Origin of the sequence: Parvibaculum sp., from assembly GCF_030694575.1 — a bacterium.
Taxonomy (GTDB): Bacteria; Pseudomonadota; Alphaproteobacteria; order Parvibaculales; family Parvibaculaceae; genus Parvibaculum.
Map to the genome: position 1 here is coordinate 1 of NZ_JAUYUS010000018.1, position 20,088 is coordinate 20,088.

Genomic DNA, 20,088 nt, shown 5'->3' on the forward strand with positions numbered 1-20,088 from the left:
CCGCGAGACGGCGGACGAAATCTGCGCGCCGGAGGTGGCGGACCTCTTCACGGAAAAGGCGGCGCGGATCGCGGAGAGTTTGCAGCTCGGCATGTTCTTCAAACCGGCGCTGCACGATCCGGAGCGGAAGAGCGGGTGTTGTTGAGACGGTGGGGCTGTTTCTCGCTCTCCGCGAGGGCAAGCGATCGGAATGGCAAGCACGGAGCAAGCGGCTCTGGATTGCCGCGTCGCGGCCACGCCGCTCCTCGCAATGACGAGATTGGATATGAAAAAATATCTCTCCACGTCATTGCGAGGCCTGAAAGGCCGAAGCAATCCATTGGGCATTTGCCGCGAGAAACGCCGTATGGATTACTTCGCCCGTGTCCGGCCGTCCGCTCCAAACCTGCGACGAGAGCCCGCATGAAAACATCAAGGAATCCGTTACAATGAACGATCATGTAACGGATCGGGGTTGTTGTGACATCAGCGGTAAAAGAGCCGGGCGAGAAGCAGATCGAGCGCGCGTGGCATGCGATGGACGCAAGCGAGACGCGGGATGCCTTCGGCACGCCGGCGGAGGGGTTGGCGGAGGATGAGGCGGAACGCCGCCTCGCCGCTCATGGACCGAACCGTTTGCCGAAAGGCAAGCAGCGCGGGGCCTTCAGCCGGTTTATCCGCCAATTCAACAATCTTCTCATTTATGTGCTGATCGTTGCGGCCATTCTGGCCTTGTCCATCGGACATGGCACCGACGCAATCGTGATCGCGCTTGTCGTGCTGACCAATGCGACCATCGGGTTCATTCAGGAAGGCCGCGCGGAGAGGGCGCTGGAGGCGATACGCGGCATGCTCGACCCGCACGCCTCGGTGCTGCGGGAGGGGCGGCGCGTCAGCGTGGCGGCCGATCAGGTCGTGCCGGGCGATGTCGTGATGCTGGAAGCGGGCGACCGCGTGCCCGCCGATCTCAGGCTTGTGAAGGCGAGCAATCTTCGGATCGACGAGGCGGCGCTGACGGGCGAATCCGTGCCGGTGGACAAGGCGACGGCGCCTGTCGATGGTTCAGCGGCGCTCGGTGACCGCACTGCGATGGCTTATTCGGGCACCTTCGTTGCGGCGGGGCAGGGCGCGGGGATTGCGGTCGGGACCGGCGCGCAGACCGAGCTTGGGCGCATCAGCAGCCTGCTCGGCGAGGTCGAGACGCTGACGACGCCGCTCACGCGGCAGATGGATCAGTTCGCGCGGCAGATCGCCGTGGTGGTGCTGGCGCTTGCCTCGTTCGTCTTTCTGTATGCCGCGCTCGGATCGACCTACACGCTCAGCGAGTCCTTCATGATCCTGGTGGGCCTTGCCGTCGCCTCGATCCCGGAGGGTCTGCCCGCCATCATGACGATTACACTTGCCGTCGGCGTGCAGCGCATGGCGAGCCGCAACGCCGTCATCAGGCGGCTGCCGGCCGTGGAGACGCTCGGCTCCGTCTCGATCATCTGTTCGGACAAGACCGGTACGCTGACGAAAAACGAAATGACGGTCAGTGCCGTGGTGACGGCGGCGGTGCATGCCCATGTCGAAGGAGCGGGGTACAAGCCGGAGGGGCGCTTTCTCGTCAACGGCTCGGCAATCGACGCGGTGTCCTATCCGGTGCTGGAGGAACTCACGCTTGCCGGACTGCTCTGCAACGATGCCGAACTTGCCGAGAAGGAGGGGAACTGGCTCACGGATGGCGACCCGATGGAAGGGGCGCTGCTCTCGCTCGCGATCAAGGCGGGGCACGATGTCCGCGCGGCGCGGGCGCGCTTCGCACGGCTCGAGGAAATTCCCTTCGATGCGCGGCATCGCTATATGGCGACGTTGAACAAGCGCGAGGAAGCGCTGCCGCCCGTTCTCTATCTCAAGGGAGCGCCGGAGCGCGTGATCGAGATGTGCGCGACGGCGGCGGCGCCGGAGGGCGAGCGCGAGATCGATCGTGCATTCTGGCATGGACAGGTCGATGCGCTGGCGGCGGAGGGGCAGCGCGTCATCGCGCTGGCGCGCCGCGTCATGCCGGAGGGGACGGCGAAAGTTTCAAACGACGATGCCGAGACCGGGTTGACGCTGCTCGGGCTTGTGGCGCTGATCGACCCGCCGCGGCCTGAAGCCATCGCCGCAATCGAGGAATGCCGCGAGGCGGGCATTGCGGTGAAGATGATCACGGGCGACCATGCCGTGACGGCGAGCGCGATTGCGCGGCAGCTTGGCTTGAACGGCGCGGCGCGGACCGTCACCGGGCAGGAGCTGGACGCGATGGACGATGCGGGCTTTGCCCGCGCGGCACGAGAGGCCTGCGTCTTTGCGCGGACGAACCCCGAACACAAGCTGCGTCTCGTCGAAGCCCTGCAGGCGGACGGCTCGGTCATTGCGATGACGGGCGACGGGGTGAACGATGCGCCGGCGCTGAAGCGCGCCGATATCGGCGTGGCGATGGGCGGCAAGGGGACGGAGGCGGCGAAGGAAGCAAGCGAGGTTGTGCTTGCCGACGACAATTTCGCGTCCATCGTCGCCGCGGTGCGCGAGGGGCGCACGGTCTACGACAATCTTACCAAGGTGATTTCATGGGTGCTGCCGACGAATGGCGGCGAGGCGCTGACGATCATTCTCGCGGTGCTGTTCGGGCTGACGCTGCCGGTGCTGCCGATCCAGATTCTCTGGATCAACATGGTGACGGGAATTGCGCTCGGCCTTACCTTCGCATTCGAGCCGACGGAACCGGGCGCGATGAAGCGCATGCCGCGTCCGGCGGGACAGCCGATCCTGTCGGGCCGCATATTGTGGCGGGTCTTCTTCGTATCGCTGCTGATGGTGGCGGGCACCTTCGGCATATTCACCTGGGCGACGGAGCGCGGGCTGCCGGTCGAGACGGCGCGGACCATGGTCGTCAACGCCATCGTCGTGATGGAGATTTTCTATCTCTTCAGCGTGCGTTACGTGCATGGCACGTCGCTGACATGGCGCGGCGCGATGGGCACCCGCGCGGTGCTCATCGGCGTGACCGGCATCGTCGCGGCGCAGTTCGCGTTTACCTATCTGCCGTTCCTGCAGGGCGTCTTCGGCAGCACGCCGGTTTCCCCGGCCGATGGCGCGATCATCGTCGGCGTGGGCATTGGGCTGCTGCTGATCGTCGAGATCGAGAAGCGCGTGGCGCGGCGGCTGGGTTTTGCGAGGTGAGGGCGGCGCTTTTATAGATCTTGCGCCGCCGCTCCTCACCCCTCACCAAACCGCTTGCAGCGGTTTGACCCTCCCGCAGGGGGAGGGTGCAGAAAAAACTATTCGGCCGGTGCCTTGGCGACTTTTTCGAAATCGCTCGCGTCGTGGCGTTCGGGGAGCTGGCTCGAGGGCTCGCCCCAGGCGCGGTTGACCATGCGGCCGCGTTTGACGGCGGGACGCTCGGCGAGTTCGCCGGTCCAGCGGAGAACGTTTTTATATTCGTGGACGCTGAGGAACTCGGCGGCTTCGTAGAGGAGGCCTTTGGCCAGCGCGCCGTACCAGGGCCAGATGGCCATGTCGGCGACTGTGTATTCGTCGCCCGCGATGTAGCGGCTTTCGGCGAGGCGGCGGTCGAGGACGTCGAGCTGGCGCTTGATCTCCATGGCGAAGCGGTCGATCGCATATTCGATCTTGAACGGCGCATAGGCATAGAAATGACCGAAGCCGCCGCCGAGATAGGGCGCGGAGCCCATCTGCCACATGAGCCAGGAATAGACTTCGGCGCGCTTCGCGAGGTCCTTCGGCATGAAGGCGCCGCCGAACTTCTCCGAGAGATAGAGGAGCATGGCGCCGCTTTCGAAGATGCGGGTCGGCGGGTTGGTGCTGCGGTCCATCAATGCGGGGATTTTCGAGTTCGGGTTGACGGCGACGAAGCCGGAGCCGAACTGGTGGCCCTCGGAGATGTTGATGAGCCAGGCATCGTATTCGGCGCCCTTGTGGCCGGCTTCGAGCAGCTCTTCCAGCATGACCGTGACCTTGACGCCGTTCGGCGTCGCCAGCGAATAGAGCTGGAAGGGATGCTTGCCGACGGGAAGCTCCTTCTCATGCGTCGGACCCGCGATGGGGCGATTGATATTCGAGAAGCGGTTGGCGTTCTTGTCCTGGTTCCAGGTCCAGACTTTCGGCGGCGTATAGGCTTGGTCGGTCATGGGAGCGGTTCCTTTGTGCGGCGAATGTCCGGATATGGGTGTTTTATTTTATGGCGCCAGAGGCGCGGAGGTTTTCGATTTCCGCGTCGCTGAAGCCGTGGGACTTCAGGGTTTCGACCGTGTGCTGGCCGAGCGCGGGGGAGGCGGATTTCGGCGTGTCGTCGAAGCCGGGGAAACGGATGGGCGAGGCGGGCGCAAGATAGGTGCCGGAGCCGTCTTCCTCCGGCACTTTTACATAGGCGCCGGCGGCGTGCGCCTGCGGATCCTCGAAGACGTCGCCCGGGCGCATGAGGGGGGCCCAGATGATGTCCTCGGCATCGAGTTTCGCGCGCCAGTGATCGACATCATGCGCGGCGAAGGCGGCATCGAGAATGTCGACCAGTTCGGCGGCGTTGGCGCGGCGCTTTCTCGGATTGTCGAACCGCTCGTCGGTTTCGAGTTCGGGCCTGCCGATGGCGCGGCAGACGGCGGTCCAGTCGACCGTGCCCTGACGGGGGACGATGACGATCCAGGTATCCTTCGTCTTGAAGAAATTGCTGATCGGCATGAGCGCTTCGTGGCGCGACTTGGTGGAGCCGAGCTTGCCGTAGCGGAGCTGGACGGCGGTGTCGGAGCCGGCGGCATAGATGCCGGCGCGGAGGAGAGACGCCTCGACGAGGCGGCCCTTGCCGGTTTTTTCGCGCTCGAAGATGGCGGCGAGGATGCCGCCGACGGTCGCCATGCTGGTGGTGTGGTCGCCGATGCCGGTGCGCAGCGTCGTCGGCTCCTTGCCCTTCACGGTCTGCAGCCAGCCGACGCCGGAGCGGGCATAGAAGGCGGCGATGTCGAAACCGGGGCGGTCGCGGTCCGGCCCTTCTAGGCCGTAGCCGGTGACGCTCGCATAGACGAGGCGGGGGTTCACGGCTTTCAGGCTCTCGTAGTCGAGGCCCGCGCGTTCCAGCCCGCCGGGGCGGACATTAGTGATGAAGATGTCGGCGTCCTTGACGAGACGCTTCACGGCCTCGACGCCTTCGGGCTTCGAGGTGTCGATGGCGAGGCCTTTTTTGCCGCGATTATCGAGGTCGAAGATCGGGCTGCCCTTCAGGTGGTCGGCGCCGACATTCTGCATCGTGTAGCGCATGGGGCAGCCGGAAAGCGGCTCCACCTTGATGACGTCCGCGCCCCAGTCGGCAAGGATGCCGCCGGCGCCGGGCGCGGCGATATAGGTGGCCATTTCAATGACCTTGAGGCCCTCAAGCATGATGTCCGGTCCCTGTTAGCTGAATTTCTTGTTGGGCGGATCATCCATGAAAAGGCGGGGGAGTCAAAGTGGGGGTGGAGAGGAGGGGATAGCGGGGAATCGGGACGCTCGTCCCCGTTGCGATCTTCATGCAGGGGCGGAAGGGCTGAGGTAATAATCCGTTTACTGTGCGTTTTACCTGAAACCGTTCATTAAGCGGTTTCGCCTAGGCTCAATCGGGGCGCCCGCGGACTGTCGCGGGCATCGACGATGTGGGTCCGGGGCAAGGAATGAGTTCGGAAAAGCTGACCATCGCCGACGTCGAACGTCTCCTCACGGATACGTCCGAGGACGCGCGCGCCGCCGTGGCCGCGAAGGTCGCCAGCCAGTTCGGCAGTATCGAACTCGCGCCCCGCGAGCGCGAACTCGCACATGAAATTCTCGGCTACCTGGTGCGCGACGTCGCGGTGAGCGTGCGCGAGGCGCTGTCGCGGTGCATCAACGACAATCCGACGGCGCCGCGCAACATCGTGCTGCATCTGGCGCGCGACATCGACCAGGTGGCGATTCCCATTCTCGAACGCTCGCCGGTGCTGACGGACGAAGACCTTGTGGGGCTCGTCTATTACGGCAGTTCCGACAAGCAATGCGCGATTGCGGGGCGGGCCGTGGTGGGAGCGCCGGTTTCCGAGGCCATCGCCCATCGCGGCGACCGCAGCGCGGTGCTGACGCTGGTGCAGAATTCCGGCGCCGTCATCAACGAGGCGGCAGCGACGATGCTGGTGCAGCGCTATGCGGACGATGCCGACGTGGCGGCGCCGCTGGTGCAGCGGAGCGAATTGCCGGCGCTGCTTGTGGAGCGGCTGATCGCGATGGTGTCGGAGCAGATGCGCGAATATCTCGTCGTGCATCACGAGATCGACGGGCGCATGGCGGCGACGCTGGAAGAACAGGCGCGCGAACGGACGACGACGAATGCGCTCGGCCGCATGGGTAACGACGATTTGCGCGGACTGGTGGCGCAGCTTGCCGAGAACGGCCGGCTGTCGGCGACGCTCATCCTGCGCGCCGCCTGCATCGGCGAAATGCGCTTCGTGGAGGCGGCTTTCGCGGAGCTGACAGGCGTGCCGGACGAACGCATCTGGCGGCTTATCCACGATGTCGGCGCGCTCGGCTTCCGCGCCGTCTATGCGCGGGCGGGGATGCCCGAGGCGCTTTATCCGGCATTCCGCCGCGTGCTCGACACCTATCATGCGGTGAGGAGCTCGGACGGCTCGCTCGAACTCGAGCTCTACCGCCACCATGTGCTGGAAGGGCTGCAGGAGACTTTCGAGACCGTGGCGCCCGATCTCGACAGCATGATCGACAAGCTGGCGCAACTGGCGGGGCCCCGGCCGGCGCCGCGCGCGCGAAACGTCGCCTGAGGCGGCGCTTCATCAAGCGGCTTTTCTTCTCCCGAAAATGATCTAGTTTCGCCTACTTCAATTCGAGAAGAGGCGAGACCCATGACCCATCAGATCCGAGACGCTTTCATTTGCGACGCCGTGCGGACGCCCATCGGGCGCTATGCGGGCGCGCTGGCGCAGGTGCGCGCGGACGATCTGGGCGCAGTGCCGCTGATGGCGCTGATGGAGCGGAACCCGGATGTGAACTGGGAACGGGTGGACGACGTGATCTTCGGCTGCGCCAACCAGGCGGGCGAGGACAACCGGAACGTAGCTCGCATGTCCTCGCTGCTGGCGGGACTGCCCGAAGGCGTACCGGGCTCGACGGTGAACCGGCTCTGCGGCTCGGGCATGGATGCCGTCGGCACGGCGGCGCGGGCGATCAAGTCGGGCGAGGCGGGCCTCATGATCGCGGGCGGCGTGGAAAGCATGTCGCGCGCGCCCTTCGTGATGGGGAAGGCGGCGAGCGCCTTTTCGCGCGACGCGGAGATTTACGACACGACCATCGGCTGGCGCTTCGTGAACCCGCTGATGAAGCGGCAATACGGCGTCGATTCCATGCCCGAGACGGCGGAGAACGTGGCCGAGGATTTCCAGATTTCGCGGGCGGACCAGGATGCCTTCGCGTGGCGGAGCCAGCAGCGCGCCGGGCGGGCGATGGAGAGCGGGCGGTTCGCGCAGGAAATCGTGCCGGTGACGATCGCGAGCCGCAAGGGCGAGACGGTGGTGAGCGCGGACGAGCATCCGCGGCCGGACACGACACTGGAAGCGCTCGGCAAACTCAAGGCGCCGTTCCGCGAGGGCGGCACGGTGACGGCGGGGAATGCGTCGGGCGTGAATGACGGCGCCTGTGCATTGATCCTCGCGTCGGCGGATATGGCGGAGGCGAACGGATTGCGTCCGCGCGCGCGGATCGTCGCGATGGCGACGGCGGGCGTGCCGCCGCGCATCATGGGCATCGGACCGGCGCCGGCAACGCGCAAGGTGCTGGAAAAGGCCGGGCTCAATATCGGCGATATCGACGTGATCGAACTCAACGAGGCGTTCGCTTCGCAGGGGCTTGCCGTGCTGCGCGATCTCGGGCTGCCGGACAATGCGGATCACGTGAACCCGAATGGCGGCGCGATCGCGCTCGGTCACCCGCTCGGCATGAGCGGCGCGCGGCTGGTGACGACGGCGATGTACGAGCTGGAGAAGCGCGACGGGCGCTATGCGCTCTGCACGATGTGCATCGGTGTCGGGCAGGGCATTGCGATGGTGATCGAGCGGGTTTGAGGAGGACGAGCCGCTTCGTCTTCACCCTCCCCCTGTGGGAGGGTCAAACCGCTGCAAGCGGTTTGGGGAGGGGTTCTCCGCTGACGGCGGGTGCGGGCATTCCGGTTATGCGCGGAGGTTCCACGCTTACCCCTCCCCGAAAAATTCTTCGCGTGCCGCTCGAATTTTGTCGACCCTCCCTCAAGGGGAGGGTGGGGAGAAAGATTGCTCGTTAAAAGCCCAATGCCAGTTGGACGAGGCTGGGGCGGGTGACGAGGCCGGCGGGGGCGCGGGATTTGCGCTTCGGGGCGCGCGCGGGCCGCGGCTTTTCCTGTTCCGCTTTTGAAGGTTCGGGCCGGTGCGGTTTCGGCGCGGCGGCCTTCCTTGCCGGCTTTCCGGTGTGGGCGAGGCGGCGGGGACGGCGGACGAGGGCGAGCAGGTGCCGGTCCGGCGAGAGGCAGGTGCGGTCGAGGCGCCAGGCGGCGATGCGGATTTCCTCGCCGGGGATCGCCGGGTTCACGTCTTCCCATGAATATTCGACGATGGCCGCGGGTGCCGCCGCCATCTCATCCGTATACGCATCTTCCTCGGGCAGCGGATCGGTTAGGAGGATTTCATCCTCCGGTTCGTCCCGCGGCGCGAGGCAAGGGAGGACGGGCGCGGACCAGTCCGCGAGTTCGGCGGGCGGACAGGGGCGGCAGATATGCGCGCCCTGCGCGGCGGTGAAGCCGAGGGCGGACAGCGCGGCAAGCGTCGTCTCGTCCTCGACGCCGACGGCGGTGGCGCCGAGGCCGCGCGAGGCGGCGAGCGCAACGCGCTTACCGACGAATCCGAGGCCCGACTGCTTCAGGCGGCGGGCGAACTGGATGATGGAAGCGCCGCCGATCTTCACCTCGTCGAAATAATCGGGCGAGATGAACTCATCCGGCACGATCACAGCGCCGCCGCCGTCGAGCGCGGTGCGAAAGCCGAGGCGGCGGAATGCCGCGAGTGTTTTCGCGGCCGCCTCGCCGTGGCGGGCGAAGGCGCCTTCGGGGACTTCGAGAATGAGCGAGGCGGGATCGAGGCCGCGCTCGGCCATGATGGCGTCGAGCGCGCCGGGCAGGCCCATGTCGGCGAGATCGGGCGCGCCGAGATTGATGGAGAGCGGCCAGTCGCGGCCCGCGCCCTGCCACTCAGCGAGGGCATCGGCTGCGGCGGACGCTACGTAACGCGTGAGTTCGCCCGAGCGTTCGCGGCGCTCGAAGAAGGAGAGGAAGAGGCCGGGCGGCAACAGGCCGTAGTCGGGATGGTTCCAGCGGATATAGGCTTCCGCGCCGAGCGCCTCGCCGGTGGCGAGCGATATTTTCGGCTGGCAGACGATGAACAGGTGCCCGGCCTCGAAGGCGAGGTCGACGTCGCGGTTGGTCAGGCGAAAGGAACTGCTGTACATCTTGATCCCGGACGGCACACAACAAGCGGGCATGAGACAGGGTGGCGCCCAGGTCTTTCCGAGTGCTTAATTCCTGCGAACGAGCGGCGGACAGCGTCGCCAAAAGATAAAAAGAATGCTTCGAATTGAAGCAAAGGGAGGTTTCAAGTGAGCAAATCCACAGGCGATGCCCTGATTCCGGCAGCGACGATCCTGCTGCTGCGCGACGGCGCGGAGGGCGTCGAGGTGTTCATGGTGGTGCGACATCACCAGATCGATTTCGCGAGCGGCGCGCTCGTCTTTCCGGGCGGCAAGGTGGACAAGCTCGACATGGCGCCGCATGTACGCGAGCGCGTGGACGGCGCGGAGGGGCTGGACGATTGGGAATTCTCGATGCGCGTGGCGGCGATCCGCGAGGCGTTCGAGGAGTCGGGCGTGCTGCTGGCACGGAGCGAGCAGACGGGCAATCTCGTCGACGCGGCGCGGCTGAAGATGCTGGAGCATTACCGCGACCCCCTGAACAAGGGTGAGGTCGGGATCGGCGATTTCCTCATGAAGGAAGGCTTGCGGCTTTGCGGCGATGCGCTGACGCCGTTCGCGCACTGGATCACGCCGAACATGATGCCGAAGCGGTTCGACACGCGGTTCTATCTCGCGGTGGCGCCGGAGGATCATCTGGCGGTGCATGACGGATCGGAATCGGTCGACAGCGTGTGGATCCGTCCGGAGCTGGCGCTGAAGGAAGCGGAAGCGGGAACGCGGACGATCATCTTCCCGACACGGATGAATGTGGAGAAGCTCGGACAGAGCCCGAGCGTCGCCCATGCCATCGAGACGGCGCGGAAGACGAAGGTCGTGACCGTCGAACCGCAGGTGACGAAGAATGCGGCTGGCGAGCCGGTGCTGAGAATTCCCGTGGAGGCGGGCTATTCGGTGACGGAGGAGCCCTTGTCGGCGGTGGCGAACGTGGCGAAGCCGAAGGCGGGGTAGGAAGTTTCCCCTCCCCAAACGGCTTGCAGCCGTTTGACCCTCCCACAGGGGGAGGGTGGGAAGAAAGAAGCGAGGGCGACTCAGTACAAAAATTGTTCGGTGATGATGCGTTCGTCGAGGCCGTGGTCGGGGTCGAAGAGCATCAGGATGTCGATGCTGCCGTCTTCTTCCACTTCGACGTCGCGGACGTTTCGGAATTCCGTATGGTCGGCGACGGCGCTGACGGGGCGTTTGCCATGTTCGAGGATTTCGAAGCGGACTTTCGCGCGGTGCGAGAGCAGCGCGCCGCGCCAGCGGCGGGGGCGGAAGGCGCTGATCGGCGTAAGCGCGAGGAGCGCGGCGTCGATGGGGACGATGGGGCCCTGCGCCGAGAGATTGTAGGCGGTGGAGCCGGCGGGCGTCGCCACCAGCACGCCGTCGCAGATCAGTTCTTCCATACGGATCTTTCCGTCGATGGAGATGCGGATCTTCGCGGCCTGATAGGTTTCGCGGAGCAGCGAGACCTCGTTGATGGCGAGGGCTTCCTTCTTCGAGCCGTCGGCCAGCGTCGCGCTCATGCGAAGCGGGTGGAGCGTCGCGCATTCCGCGGCGGCGAGACGCTCCTTCAGCGTGTCGTCGCGATATTCATTCATCAGGAAGCCGACGGAGCCCCGGTTCATGCCGTAGATCGGTACGCGGCGCTGCATATGCTCGTGCATGGTCTGGAGCATGAGGCCGTCGCCGCCGAGCGCGACGATCACATCCGCCTCCTCGGGCTTTGCGTCGCCATAGCGGGCGGCGAGCGCCCTTCGCGCGGCCTGGGCCTCCGGCATATCGGTCGCCACGAAGGCGATCTTCTCGAATTTCATTATCTTCCCCTCGAGGGCGCCGGTTAATTTTCCGTACGAAGCGGTAAATCAACCGCGGACACAAGGAGGTAAGCATATGGGCGGAGATACGCAAGCCAAGGATGAGACGGAATTCGTCTTCATCTATTCGACCTTCGGCTCGGTCGCGGATGCGGAGCGGGCCGCGGAGGCACTGGTGCGGGAGAAGCTCGCGGCCTGCGTCAATATTCACCCAGGCATGCGCTCCGTTTACGAATGGAAGGGCGCGGTGGAGCGGGAGGACGAGACGGCGGCATTCATCAAAACAAGGCGGGCGCTTGCGAGCGAGGCGATGGAGCGGTTGAGGGCGCTGCATCCATATGAGGTGCCGGCGATGCTGGTGCTGCCGATCGAGGGCGGGAATGAGGATTATCTGGCCTGGGCGAGGGGGCAGACACGGGGGTGAACTAGCACCCTCCCCCTGAGGGAGGGTCAAACCGCTGCAAGCGGTTTGGGGAGGGGTGCTACGTCGCAGGTTCGCGTGTGCTGTGGTTATGCGCCGACATTCCACGCTTACCCCTCCCCGAAAAATTCTTCGCTTCGCTCGAATTTTGTCGACCCTCCCTCAAGGGGAGGGTGGGAAAGAAGGGATGGAGTTTGTGGGAGGCGTTTCAGCCGCCCGTCAGCGACATGTGGCGGGGGACGGCGGGGCGGTTGTGGGTGCGGTCGATGATGAAGTCGTGGCCCTTGGGCTTGCGGCCGATCGCTTCGTCGATGGCGGCGTTGAGGATCTCGTCGGTTTCGCTCGCGCGGACGGCGCCGCGGAGGTCGGCGGCGTCTTCCTGACCCAGGCACATATAGAGCGTGCCGGTACAGGTGAGGCGGACGCGGTTGCAGCTTTCGCAGAAGTTGTGCGTGAGCGGCGTGATGAGGCCGAGCTTGCCGCCGGTTTCCTTGACGCGGAGATAGCGCGCGGGGCCGCCGGTGCGGAAGTCCATCTCGTCGAGCGTCCAGCGTGTCGCGAGCGCGCGGCGCACTTGCGACAGCGGCAGATATTGTTCGGTGCGGTCGCCATCGATGTCGCCCATCGGCATGGTTTCGATCAGCGTGATGTCGTGGCCTTCGCCATGCGCCCATTCGATGAGCGAGGGGAGCTCGGCTTCGTTGACGCCCTTGAGCGCGACCGTGTTGATCTTGACCTGGAGGCCGGCGCGCTTTGCGGCGGCGATGCCGTCGAGCACCTGGGGCAGGCGGCCCCAGCGGGTGATTTCGGCGAAGAGGCCGGGGTCGAGCGTGTCGAGAGAGACGTTGATGCGGCGGATGCCGGCGGCGTGGAGATCGTCCGCGTGGCGCGCGAGCTGGCTGCCGTTGGTGGTCAGCGTCAGTTCGTCGAGCGCGCCGGTTTCGAGGTGACGGCCGAGGCTGCGGATCAGCGTCATGACATCGCGGCGGACGAGGGGTTCGCCGCCGGTGAGGCGGAGCTTGCGGACGCCCTTGGCGACAAAGGCGGAGCAGACGCGGTCGAGCTCCTCCAGCGTCAGCAGTTCGGGCTTCGGCAGGAAGTTCATGTGCTCGGACATGCAGTAGACACAGCGGAAGTCGCAGCGGTCCGTCACCGAGACGCGCAGATAGGTGACCGCGCGGCCGAACGGGTCGATCATCGGCGTGGCGGGCGTTTCGGCGGGGAGAAGGGGCGCTTCCAAGTCCATGACCGGAATATAGCATCGGGTCAGACGGATTTCGCCCCCTGAGTGCGAGGGGTTTTGCCGGGTGCCGGGGCAAGGTAGCCTCTGCCTCAATCAAGACGAGGGGAGCGCTCATGGCGGCCGACTACATTCTTTCCATCGATCAGGGGACGACGAGCACGCGGGCGCTGCTGTTCGACAAGTCGGGCTCGCCGATGCGGGTGCGGCAGAAGGATTTGCGGCAGATTTTCCCGCAGGACGGCTGGGTGGAGCATGACGCGGCCGAGATCTGGGCGGCGGCGCTGGAAGTCTGCCGGGGGCTGCTGACGAGCGGCACGACGGCGGGGAATATCGCGGCCATCGGCATCACCAATCAGCGCGAGACGACGGTGCTGTGGGAGCGGGCGACGGGCAAGCCGCTGCATAATGCCATTGTGTGGCAGGACCGGCGGACGGCGGCGCTGTGCGCGAAGCTGAAGGCGGAGGGCAAGGAGCCCATCGTGCAGGCGAAGACGGGGCTGCTGCTCGATCCCTATTTCTCGGGGACGAAGCTCGCATGGCTGCTCGACCATGTGGAGGGCGCGCGAGAGAGAGCGAAGAAGGGCGAACTCTGCTTCGGGACCATCGACTCGTGGCTCATCTTCAATCTCACGGGCGGCAAGCGCCACGTGACCGATGCGACGAATGCATCGCGGACGCTGCTCTTCAATATCGAGACACAGGACTGGGACGACGAGTTACTCGGCTGGTTCGACATTCCGCGCGAGATGCTGCCGGAGGTGAAGGATTGCTGCGCGGATTTCGGCGTGACGGCGAAGGAGTTGTTCGGCATCGAGATTCCGGTCGCGGGCGTGGCGGGCGACCAGCAGGCGGCGACGGTGGGGCAGGCGTGTTTCGAGCCGGGGCTCATCAAATCGACCTACGGGACGGGCTGTTTCGCGGTGGTGAATACGGGCGCGCGGCGGGTGGAGAGCCGGAACAGGCTGCTCGGGACCGTCGCCTACCGGATCGGCGGCAAGACGACCTACGCGCTGGAGGGCTCGATCTTCATGGCGGGGGCGATCGTGCAATGGCTGCGCGACGAGATGGGGCTGGTCGGTACGTCCGCCGAGAGCGAGGCGATGGCGCGGGACGCGAATCCGAACAGCCATGCGGTGCTGGTGCCGGCATTCACGGGGCTCGGCGCGCCCTATTGGGAGCCGGATGCGCGGGCGGCGCTGTTCGGCATGACGCGTGATACGGGCGCGAAGGAGATCGTGCGGGCGGCGCTCGAAAGCGTGTCCTACCAGACGCGCGACCTGATGGATGCAATGGCGGCGGACATGAAGGCGGCGGGGCTGGAAAGCCCGCAGGCGCTGCGCGTCGATGGCGGCATGGTGGCGAATAACTGGTTCGTGCAGAACCTCGCCGATATTATCGGGCGGCCCGTCGAAAGGCCGGAAGTCACCGAGACGACGGCGCTGGGCGCGGCCTATCTGGCGGGGATGCATGTGGGCTTTTACGGCGACATGGCGGATGTCGCCGCACATTGGCGCTGCGAGCGGGCGTTTTCGCCGGAGATGGCGGAGAGCGAGCGGGCGGAGCGGTATGAGCGGTGGCTCGGCTATGTGAAGCGGGTGATCGGGTGAGATTGCCTGCTCGCGGCGCCGAGCAATCTGCTGCCAATCGCGCTATAGTTTCTGAAAGAACGATCCCGGGAGGATGACATGGCGTCGGATGATCTTATTGCGAAGCTGAAGGCGGCGCTGGGCGATGCCGGTGTGCTGACGGGGAAGGATGCCGAGGAGAAGGCGCAAGGGGGCTGGAGCAAGCTCGGGGTGCCCGCCGCTGTGCTGCGGCCTGCATCGACCGAAGAGGTGTCGAAGGCGCTGAAGCTCTGCCATGCGGCGGGCGAGGGCGTGGTGCCGTGGGGCGGCAAGACGGGGCTTGTGGAAGGCGGCGAGGCGCAGGGGCATATCGCGCTGTCGCTCGAACGCATGAACAAGATCGAGGAGATCGACACGCTGGGCGGCACGATGAGCGTGCAGGCAGGCTGCGTGCTGCAGGCGGTATGCGAGGCGGCGGACGCGAAGGGGTTGCTGTTTCCGCTCGATCTCGGCGCGCGCGGGTCGGCGACCATCGGCGGCAACATCTCCACCAATGCCGGCGGCAACCGCGTGATCCGCTACGGGATGACGCGCGACCTGGTGCTGGGGCTCGAAGTCGTGCTGGCGGACGGCACGGTCATGAGCTCGATGAACAAGCTCATCAAGAACAATGCGGGCTACGACCTGAAGCATATGTTCATCGGCTCGGAAGGGACGCTCGGCGTCGTCACGCGGGCGGTGCTGCGCGTGCGGCCGAAACCGGTGTCGCAGGATACGGGGTTCGTGGCGGTCGAGAGTTTCGATCAGTTGCCGAATTTCCTGCGCCACATGGAGCGGGCGCTGGGCGGCACGCTCTCGGCCTTCGAGGTGATGTGGGAGGATTTCTACAAGCTCGTCACGATGGAGCCCGCGAAGGGCAAGCCGATCGTGCCGCACGGACATCCCTATTATGTGCTGGTGGAATCCATGGGCGGCGACCAGGAGGCCGACAGCGCGCGCTTCGAGGCGGCGATGATGGAGGCGCTGGAGGCGGGCGAGATTTCGGATGCGGTGATCGCGAAGAGCCAGGCGGAGCGCGATGCAATGTGGGCGCTGCGCGACGACGTGGGGCAGGTGGTGCATACCTATCCGATGTTCACCTTCGATGTGAGCCTCAAGATCGCCGACATGGAGAGCTATGTCGCCGATGTGAAGAAGGGACTCGCCGCGAAATGGCCGGATAGTTCGCTGATGGTGTTCGGGCATCTGGGCGACGGCAACCTGCATGTCATTCCGGGGCGCTTTCCCGATGCGGGGCCGGAGACGCGGCATGGTGTCGAGGCGGTCGTCTATGGCCGGCTGCGGGAGCGGCAGGGATCGGTTTCGGCGGAACACGGGATCGGGCTGGAGAAGCGGCCTTATCTCGACTGGTCGCGGAGCCCGGAGGAAGTGGCGCTGATGCGGATGCTGAAGCGGACGCTCGACCCGAAGAATATTCTCAATCCGGGCAAGGTGCTCGAGCCGGTTCCACAGGCGAAGGCGGCGGAATAGCCAGTTTGCAGCCGAGGGGGCTGGCGTGGCAGACTGACCGGAACACAGAATCCGGTTTTTCATAATGAGTGACGGAAGGCGGCCCCGATGTCGGTAGCGGAGGATTTCAGCGGCGTTTCAGTGCGCGATCAGGTTTCGGAAGCCGAATGGCAGGTGCGCGTCGATCTCGCGGCAACCTACCGGCTTGTGGCGCATTACGGCTGGAGCGACCTCATCTATACGCATATCTCGGCGCGCGTGCCGGGGCCGGAGCATCACTTTCTCATCAATCCCTACGGCATGAGCTTCGACGAGATCACGGCGTCGAGCCTGGTGAAGATCGATCTCGACGGCAATATCGTCATGCCGACGGATTACGCGGTGAACCCGGCGGGCTTCACGATCCACAGCGCGGTGCATATGTCGGTGCCGGATGCGAATGCCGTGATCCACACGCATTCGGATGACGGCGTGGCCGTGTCGGCGCAGGCGGACGGGCTGCTGCCGCTGTCGCAGACGGCGATGATCGTGCTCGAAGACCTCGCCTATCACGATTACGAAGGCATCGCGCTCGAACATGACGAGCGCGAGCGGCTGGTGCGCGATCTCGGCAACAAGCATTGCATGATCCTGCGCAATCACGGGCTGCTGGCGGCGGGCGCAAGCTGCCCCGATGCTTTCCTGCGGCTTTATTTCCTGGAGCGGGCCTGCACGATGCAGGTGCGGGCGCTTTCCGGCGGCGTGAAACTGACCATGCCGAACCAGGGCGTGCCGGAGAAGACCGCCGACCAGGGCATGTTCCACAAGAAGCACGGCATCGGCAAACTCGCCTGGCCGGCGCTTCTGCGTACGCTCGACCGGATCGATCCGTCCTATCGCGATTGATTTGTTTCAGGAGCGCGCGCTTCAACGACTTTCCAATTGAGATGGGGAGGCTTTGGGCCTCCCGCATCCGTCACGCATTGAAAGAGGTCCATTCATGGTGAAGTTCGGTGTGGGGCAGCCGGCGCGACGCGTCGAGGACATGCGGCTGATTTCGGGCAAGGGGCGGTTCACCGACGACATTTCGCTGCCGAACGAGGCGCATGCCTTCATGGTGCGGAGCCCGCGGGCCCATGCCGTCATCACCGGCATCGACACGGAAGACGCGAAGGCGGCGCCGGGCGTGATCGCGGTCATCACCGGCGCGGACGCGGAAGCGGCGGGGCTCGGCATCGTCGCGAGCCCGGCGGCGGACATGCTGAAGAACAAGGACGGCACGCCGATCTTCAAGACGGTGCGCAACCTGATCTCGCGGGACCGGGTGCGCCATGTCGGCGACACGGTGGCGGTGATCGTTGCCGAGACGGCGGCGCAGGCGCGCGACGCGGCGGAGCTTCTCATCATCGACTATGACGATCTGCCGTCGGTCGCGGATACGGCGGGCGCCATTGCCGATGGCGCGCCGGTGATCTGGGAGGAGAACGGCAGCAACCTTGCCTATGACTGGGAGATCGGCGACGCCGCGAAAGTGGAAGAGGGATTGAAGGCCGCGCATCACGTGACGCGGATCAAGCTCATCAACAATCGCATCGTCGTGAACGCGATGGAGCCGCGCGCGGCGCTCGGACATTACGAGGCGGACCGCGACCACTACACGCTCTATACCGGCAGCCAGGGCGTGCATTCGATGCGCAATTATATCGCGCAGTACTCGCTCAAGATTCCGGTCGAGAAGTTGCGCGTGGTGACGGAAGACGTGGGCGGCGGCTTCGGCATGAAGACCTTCGTCTATCCCGAATATCCGCTGGTGCTTTATGCGTCGAAGCTGACAGGCCGGCCGGTGAAGTGGACGGCGGACCGCTCCGACAGTTTCGTCACGGACAGCCAGGGACGCGACCATGTGACGGAAGCGGCGGTGGCGCTCGACAAGGACGGGAAGATACTTGCCGTGCAGGTGTCGACCATCGCCAATCTCGGCGCCTATCAGAGCCAGTTCGGGCCGTTCATTCCCTCGCTCGCGCCGCGCGGCATGCATGTCGGCGTCTATATGGTGCCGGCGATGCATAATCGCGTGCGTGCGGTCTATACGAACACGGTGCCGGTGGACGCCTATCGCGGGGCGGGGCGGCCGGAAGCTTCCTATGTGATCGAACGGCTGATGGAGAAGGCGGCGCGGGAGATGAACCTTGCGCCGGACGAAATCCGCCGGCGCAATTTCGTGCCGCCGAGCGCAATGCCGCTCAATGCACCGCCGTCGCTGCCTTTCGACTCCGGCGATTTCGAACGCAATCTCAACGATGCGATGAAGCGTGCGGATGTGACCGGCTTCGAGACGCGGCGCGCGGCGGCGGCGAAAGAAGGCAAGCTGCTCGGGCTCGGCTACAGCTATTACGTGGAGCGGACGGCGGCGGGCATGACCGATTATGCGCGCATCGCGGTCGACGGGAAGGACGGCATCGTGCATGTCTGGACCGGACAGCAGACGAACGGGCAGGGCCACGAGACGGCGTGGACGCAGCTCATCTCGTCGCGGCTCGGCGTGGAAGCGGAAAAGATCAAGGTGCATCTCGGCGACTCGGACGTGTTGCCGGGCGGTGCGGGCACGGGCGGATCGAAGGCTGTCTACATGGTGTCGGGCGCGATTTCCGACGCGGGCGACAAGCTGATCGAGAAGGGCCGCGAGATCGCGGCGAACGAGCTTGAAGCGGCGAAGGCCGACATCGAGTATCGCGGCGCGGACGGCGAGCCTGTGTTCGCGGTGGCGGGCACGGACAGGACGATCGATCTTTTCGCGGTGGCGCGGCTCGCGGAGGGGCAGGCCGATCTCGGCGAGTTCGCGGGCGACGGCGAATATTCGCAGAAGGGCAACACGTTCCCGAACGGCGCGCATATCTGCGAAGTGGAGATCGATACGGATACCGGCGTCTATCATGTCGTGCGGTTCACGGCGGTGGACGATTTCGGCCAGATCCTCAACCCGATGCTGGTGGCAGGGCAGGTGCATGGCGGTATCGTGCAAGGGCTCGGCCAGGCGATGGGCGAGCATGCGGTCTACGACGCGAACGGCCAGCTCGTGACCGGCTCCTTCATGGATTACTGGATGCCGCGCGCGGGCGACTTTCCGCATTTCGATGTGAGCTACAACGAGATACCGGCGAGATCGAACGCGCTCGGCGTGAAGGGCGCGGGCGAAGCCGGGACGGTCGGCGCGCCGGCGGCGTTCATCAATGCGGTGATCGATGCGCTGAAGCCCTATGGGGTCGAGGAAATCGACATGCCGGTGACGCCGCTGAAACTGTGGAACATCGTGCGGGGCGGGCGAAGCGCGGCGGAGTAGGAGACAAGACAGTGTGGGAGGGGCGGTTCGAGTTCGGCGATGGCTGGGCCGTCTATCGCGGACGAACGGATGTCAACTCACCGCATCGCCATGCCGCCATCCAGATTGCGGCGGGCGTGGATTGCGGCATCGCGATGCGCAGCCGCGAGAGCGAAATCAATGCGCGTGTCGTGGCCGTTCCTTCCATGGTGCCGCATGAGTTCCTGCGAGCGAACGGGGACGTCGTGGCCTTCTACATCGAAGCTGAATCACCGCTCGGCCGGGTGCTTCGACGCCGGATAGGCGACGAGATTGCAGAGCTTCCGGAAAATCTTGCGATGGCCCTGTCCGCGATCGAGCCGGAAAACGCTATTGCCGCGCTTTCCGAGTTTCTCGATATAGGCCGGCCAGAGGCGCCCGATCTAAGACTTTCGGCGGCGCTTTCCTTTCTGCGCGCGAGAGAAGGCGATGGGAGCGCGATCGGTGCGGCGGCAAAGGCGGCCGGACTTTCGGCGCCGCGATTGAGGGAGCTTGCGCGAGCGGAACTCGGGATAGCACTTTCGCAATGGTTGCTCTGGCAGAAGCTTGGCCGGGCCTCGCGCGCGGTCGCGGCCGGTGCATCGCTTGCGGATGCGGCGGCAGCGGGCGGCTTTGCCGATCAGGCGCATTTCGCCCGTACCATGCGGCGCATGTTCGGGGTTACCCCGCGCGTTGCGGCAGAGACGCTGATGTAG

15 protein-coding genes are annotated in these 20,088 nt (G+C 65.4%); 10 read left to right on the top strand and 5 right to left on the bottom strand.

What is annotated here, in order from left to right; genetic code table 11:
* Positions 1–516: 516 nt before the first annotated feature.
* Positions 517–3,183, top strand: a complete 2,667-nt coding sequence (locus tag Q8S60_RS03210) for a cation-transporting P-type ATPase (RefSeq protein ID WP_305276789.1) — start codon at positions 517–519, stop codon at positions 3,181–3,183.
* Positions 3,184–3,281: 98 nt separating this feature from the next.
* On the opposite strand, the gene yghU is transcribed toward Q8S60_RS03210, so the two are convergent.
* A complete protein-coding gene (yghU, locus tag Q8S60_RS03215; protein WP_305276754.1) occupies positions 3,282–4,151 on the bottom strand; it encodes a glutathione-dependent disulfide-bond oxidoreductase in 870 nt (289 codons plus the stop codon).
* A gap of 43 nt (positions 4,152–4,194) precedes the next feature.
* Complete coding sequence (locus Q8S60_RS03220; protein ID WP_305276756.1) at positions 4,195–5,391, bottom strand: CaiB/BaiF CoA-transferase family protein; 1,197 nt, start codon at positions 5,389–5,391, stop codon at positions 4,195–4,197.
* Positions 5,392–5,660: 269 nt separating this feature from the next.
* On the opposite strand from Q8S60_RS03220, the gene Q8S60_RS03225 reads away from it, so the two are divergent.
* Both Q8S60_RS03225 and pcaF read left to right on the top strand, forming a co-directional pair.
* Positions 5,661–6,794 (top strand): DUF2336 domain-containing protein, encoded by a 1,134-nt coding sequence (locus Q8S60_RS03225; protein ID WP_305276757.1) that lies wholly within the window; start codon positions 5,661–5,663, stop codon positions 6,792–6,794.
* Positions 6,795–6,887: 93 nt separating this feature from the next.
* Positions 6,888–8,090 carry a 3-oxoadipyl-CoA thiolase gene (gene pcaF, locus Q8S60_RS03230; RefSeq protein ID WP_305276791.1) on the top strand — a complete coding sequence of 401 codons (1,203 nt, stop codon included), beginning with the start codon at positions 6,888–6,890 and terminating at the stop codon, positions 8,088–8,090.
* 211 nt (positions 8,091–8,301) lie between these two features.
* On the opposite strand, the gene Q8S60_RS03235 is transcribed toward pcaF, so the two are convergent.
* Positions 8,302–9,501, bottom strand: a complete 1,200-nt coding sequence (locus Q8S60_RS03235; protein WP_305276758.1) for an EAL domain-containing protein — start codon at positions 9,499–9,501, stop codon at positions 8,302–8,304.
* 147 nt (positions 9,502–9,648) lie between these two features.
* Here Q8S60_RS03235 and Q8S60_RS03240 point away from each other — a divergent pair, with 147 nt between their 5' ends.
* The gene (locus Q8S60_RS03240; RefSeq protein WP_305276759.1) at positions 9,649–10,470 is read left to right on the top strand and encodes an NUDIX domain-containing protein; all 822 of its coding nucleotides are present in this window, start codon (positions 9,649–9,651) and stop codon (positions 10,468–10,470) included.
* An 80-nt stretch (positions 10,471–10,550) separates the two neighbouring features.
* Here the strand turns inward: Q8S60_RS03240 and Q8S60_RS03245 are convergent, their stop codons facing one another.
* Positions 10,551–11,318, bottom strand: a complete 768-nt coding sequence (locus Q8S60_RS03245) for an NAD kinase (protein ID WP_305276760.1) — start codon at positions 11,316–11,318, stop codon at positions 10,551–10,553.
* A 76-nt stretch (positions 11,319–11,394) separates the two neighbouring features.
* On the opposite strand from Q8S60_RS03245, the gene cutA reads away from it, so the two are divergent.
* Positions 11,395–11,742: a divalent-cation tolerance protein CutA gene (gene cutA / locus Q8S60_RS03250; RefSeq protein WP_305276761.1), complete on the top strand. Its 348-nt coding sequence runs from the start codon at positions 11,395–11,397 to the stop codon at positions 11,740–11,742.
* Between the two features lie 205 nt (positions 11,743–11,947).
* Here cutA and moaA read toward each other — a convergent pair whose 3' ends face one another.
* Positions 11,948–12,985, bottom strand: a complete 1,038-nt coding sequence (gene moaA, locus Q8S60_RS03255; RefSeq protein ID WP_305276762.1) for a GTP 3',8-cyclase MoaA — start codon at positions 12,983–12,985, stop codon at positions 11,948–11,950.
* A gap of 110 nt (positions 12,986–13,095) precedes the next feature.
* Between moaA and glpK the strand changes: the two genes are divergently transcribed.
* From glpK to Q8S60_RS03280, 5 genes are all read left to right on the top strand, one after another.
* Positions 13,096–14,589 (top strand): glycerol kinase GlpK, encoded by a 1,494-nt coding sequence (gene glpK, locus Q8S60_RS03260; protein WP_305276763.1) that lies wholly within the window; start codon positions 13,096–13,098, stop codon positions 14,587–14,589.
* A gap of 78 nt (positions 14,590–14,667) precedes the next feature.
* Positions 14,668–16,077: an FAD-binding oxidoreductase gene (locus tag Q8S60_RS03265; RefSeq protein ID WP_305276764.1), complete on the top strand. Its 1,410-nt coding sequence runs from the start codon at positions 14,668–14,670 to the stop codon at positions 16,075–16,077.
* 87 nt (positions 16,078–16,164) lie between these two features.
* Positions 16,165–16,941 carry a class II aldolase/adducin family protein gene (locus Q8S60_RS03270; RefSeq protein WP_305276765.1) on the top strand — a complete coding sequence of 259 codons (777 nt, stop codon included), beginning with the start codon at positions 16,165–16,167 and terminating at the stop codon, positions 16,939–16,941.
* Positions 16,942–17,035: 94 nt separating this feature from the next.
* A complete protein-coding gene (locus tag Q8S60_RS03275) occupies positions 17,036–19,375 on the top strand; it encodes a xanthine dehydrogenase family protein molybdopterin-binding subunit (protein ID WP_305276766.1) in 2,340 nt (779 codons plus the stop codon).
* 11 nt (positions 19,376–19,386) lie between these two features.
* Entirely contained in the window at positions 19,387–20,088 is a 702-nt protein-coding gene (locus tag Q8S60_RS03280) for a helix-turn-helix domain-containing protein (RefSeq protein ID WP_305276767.1), read from the top strand.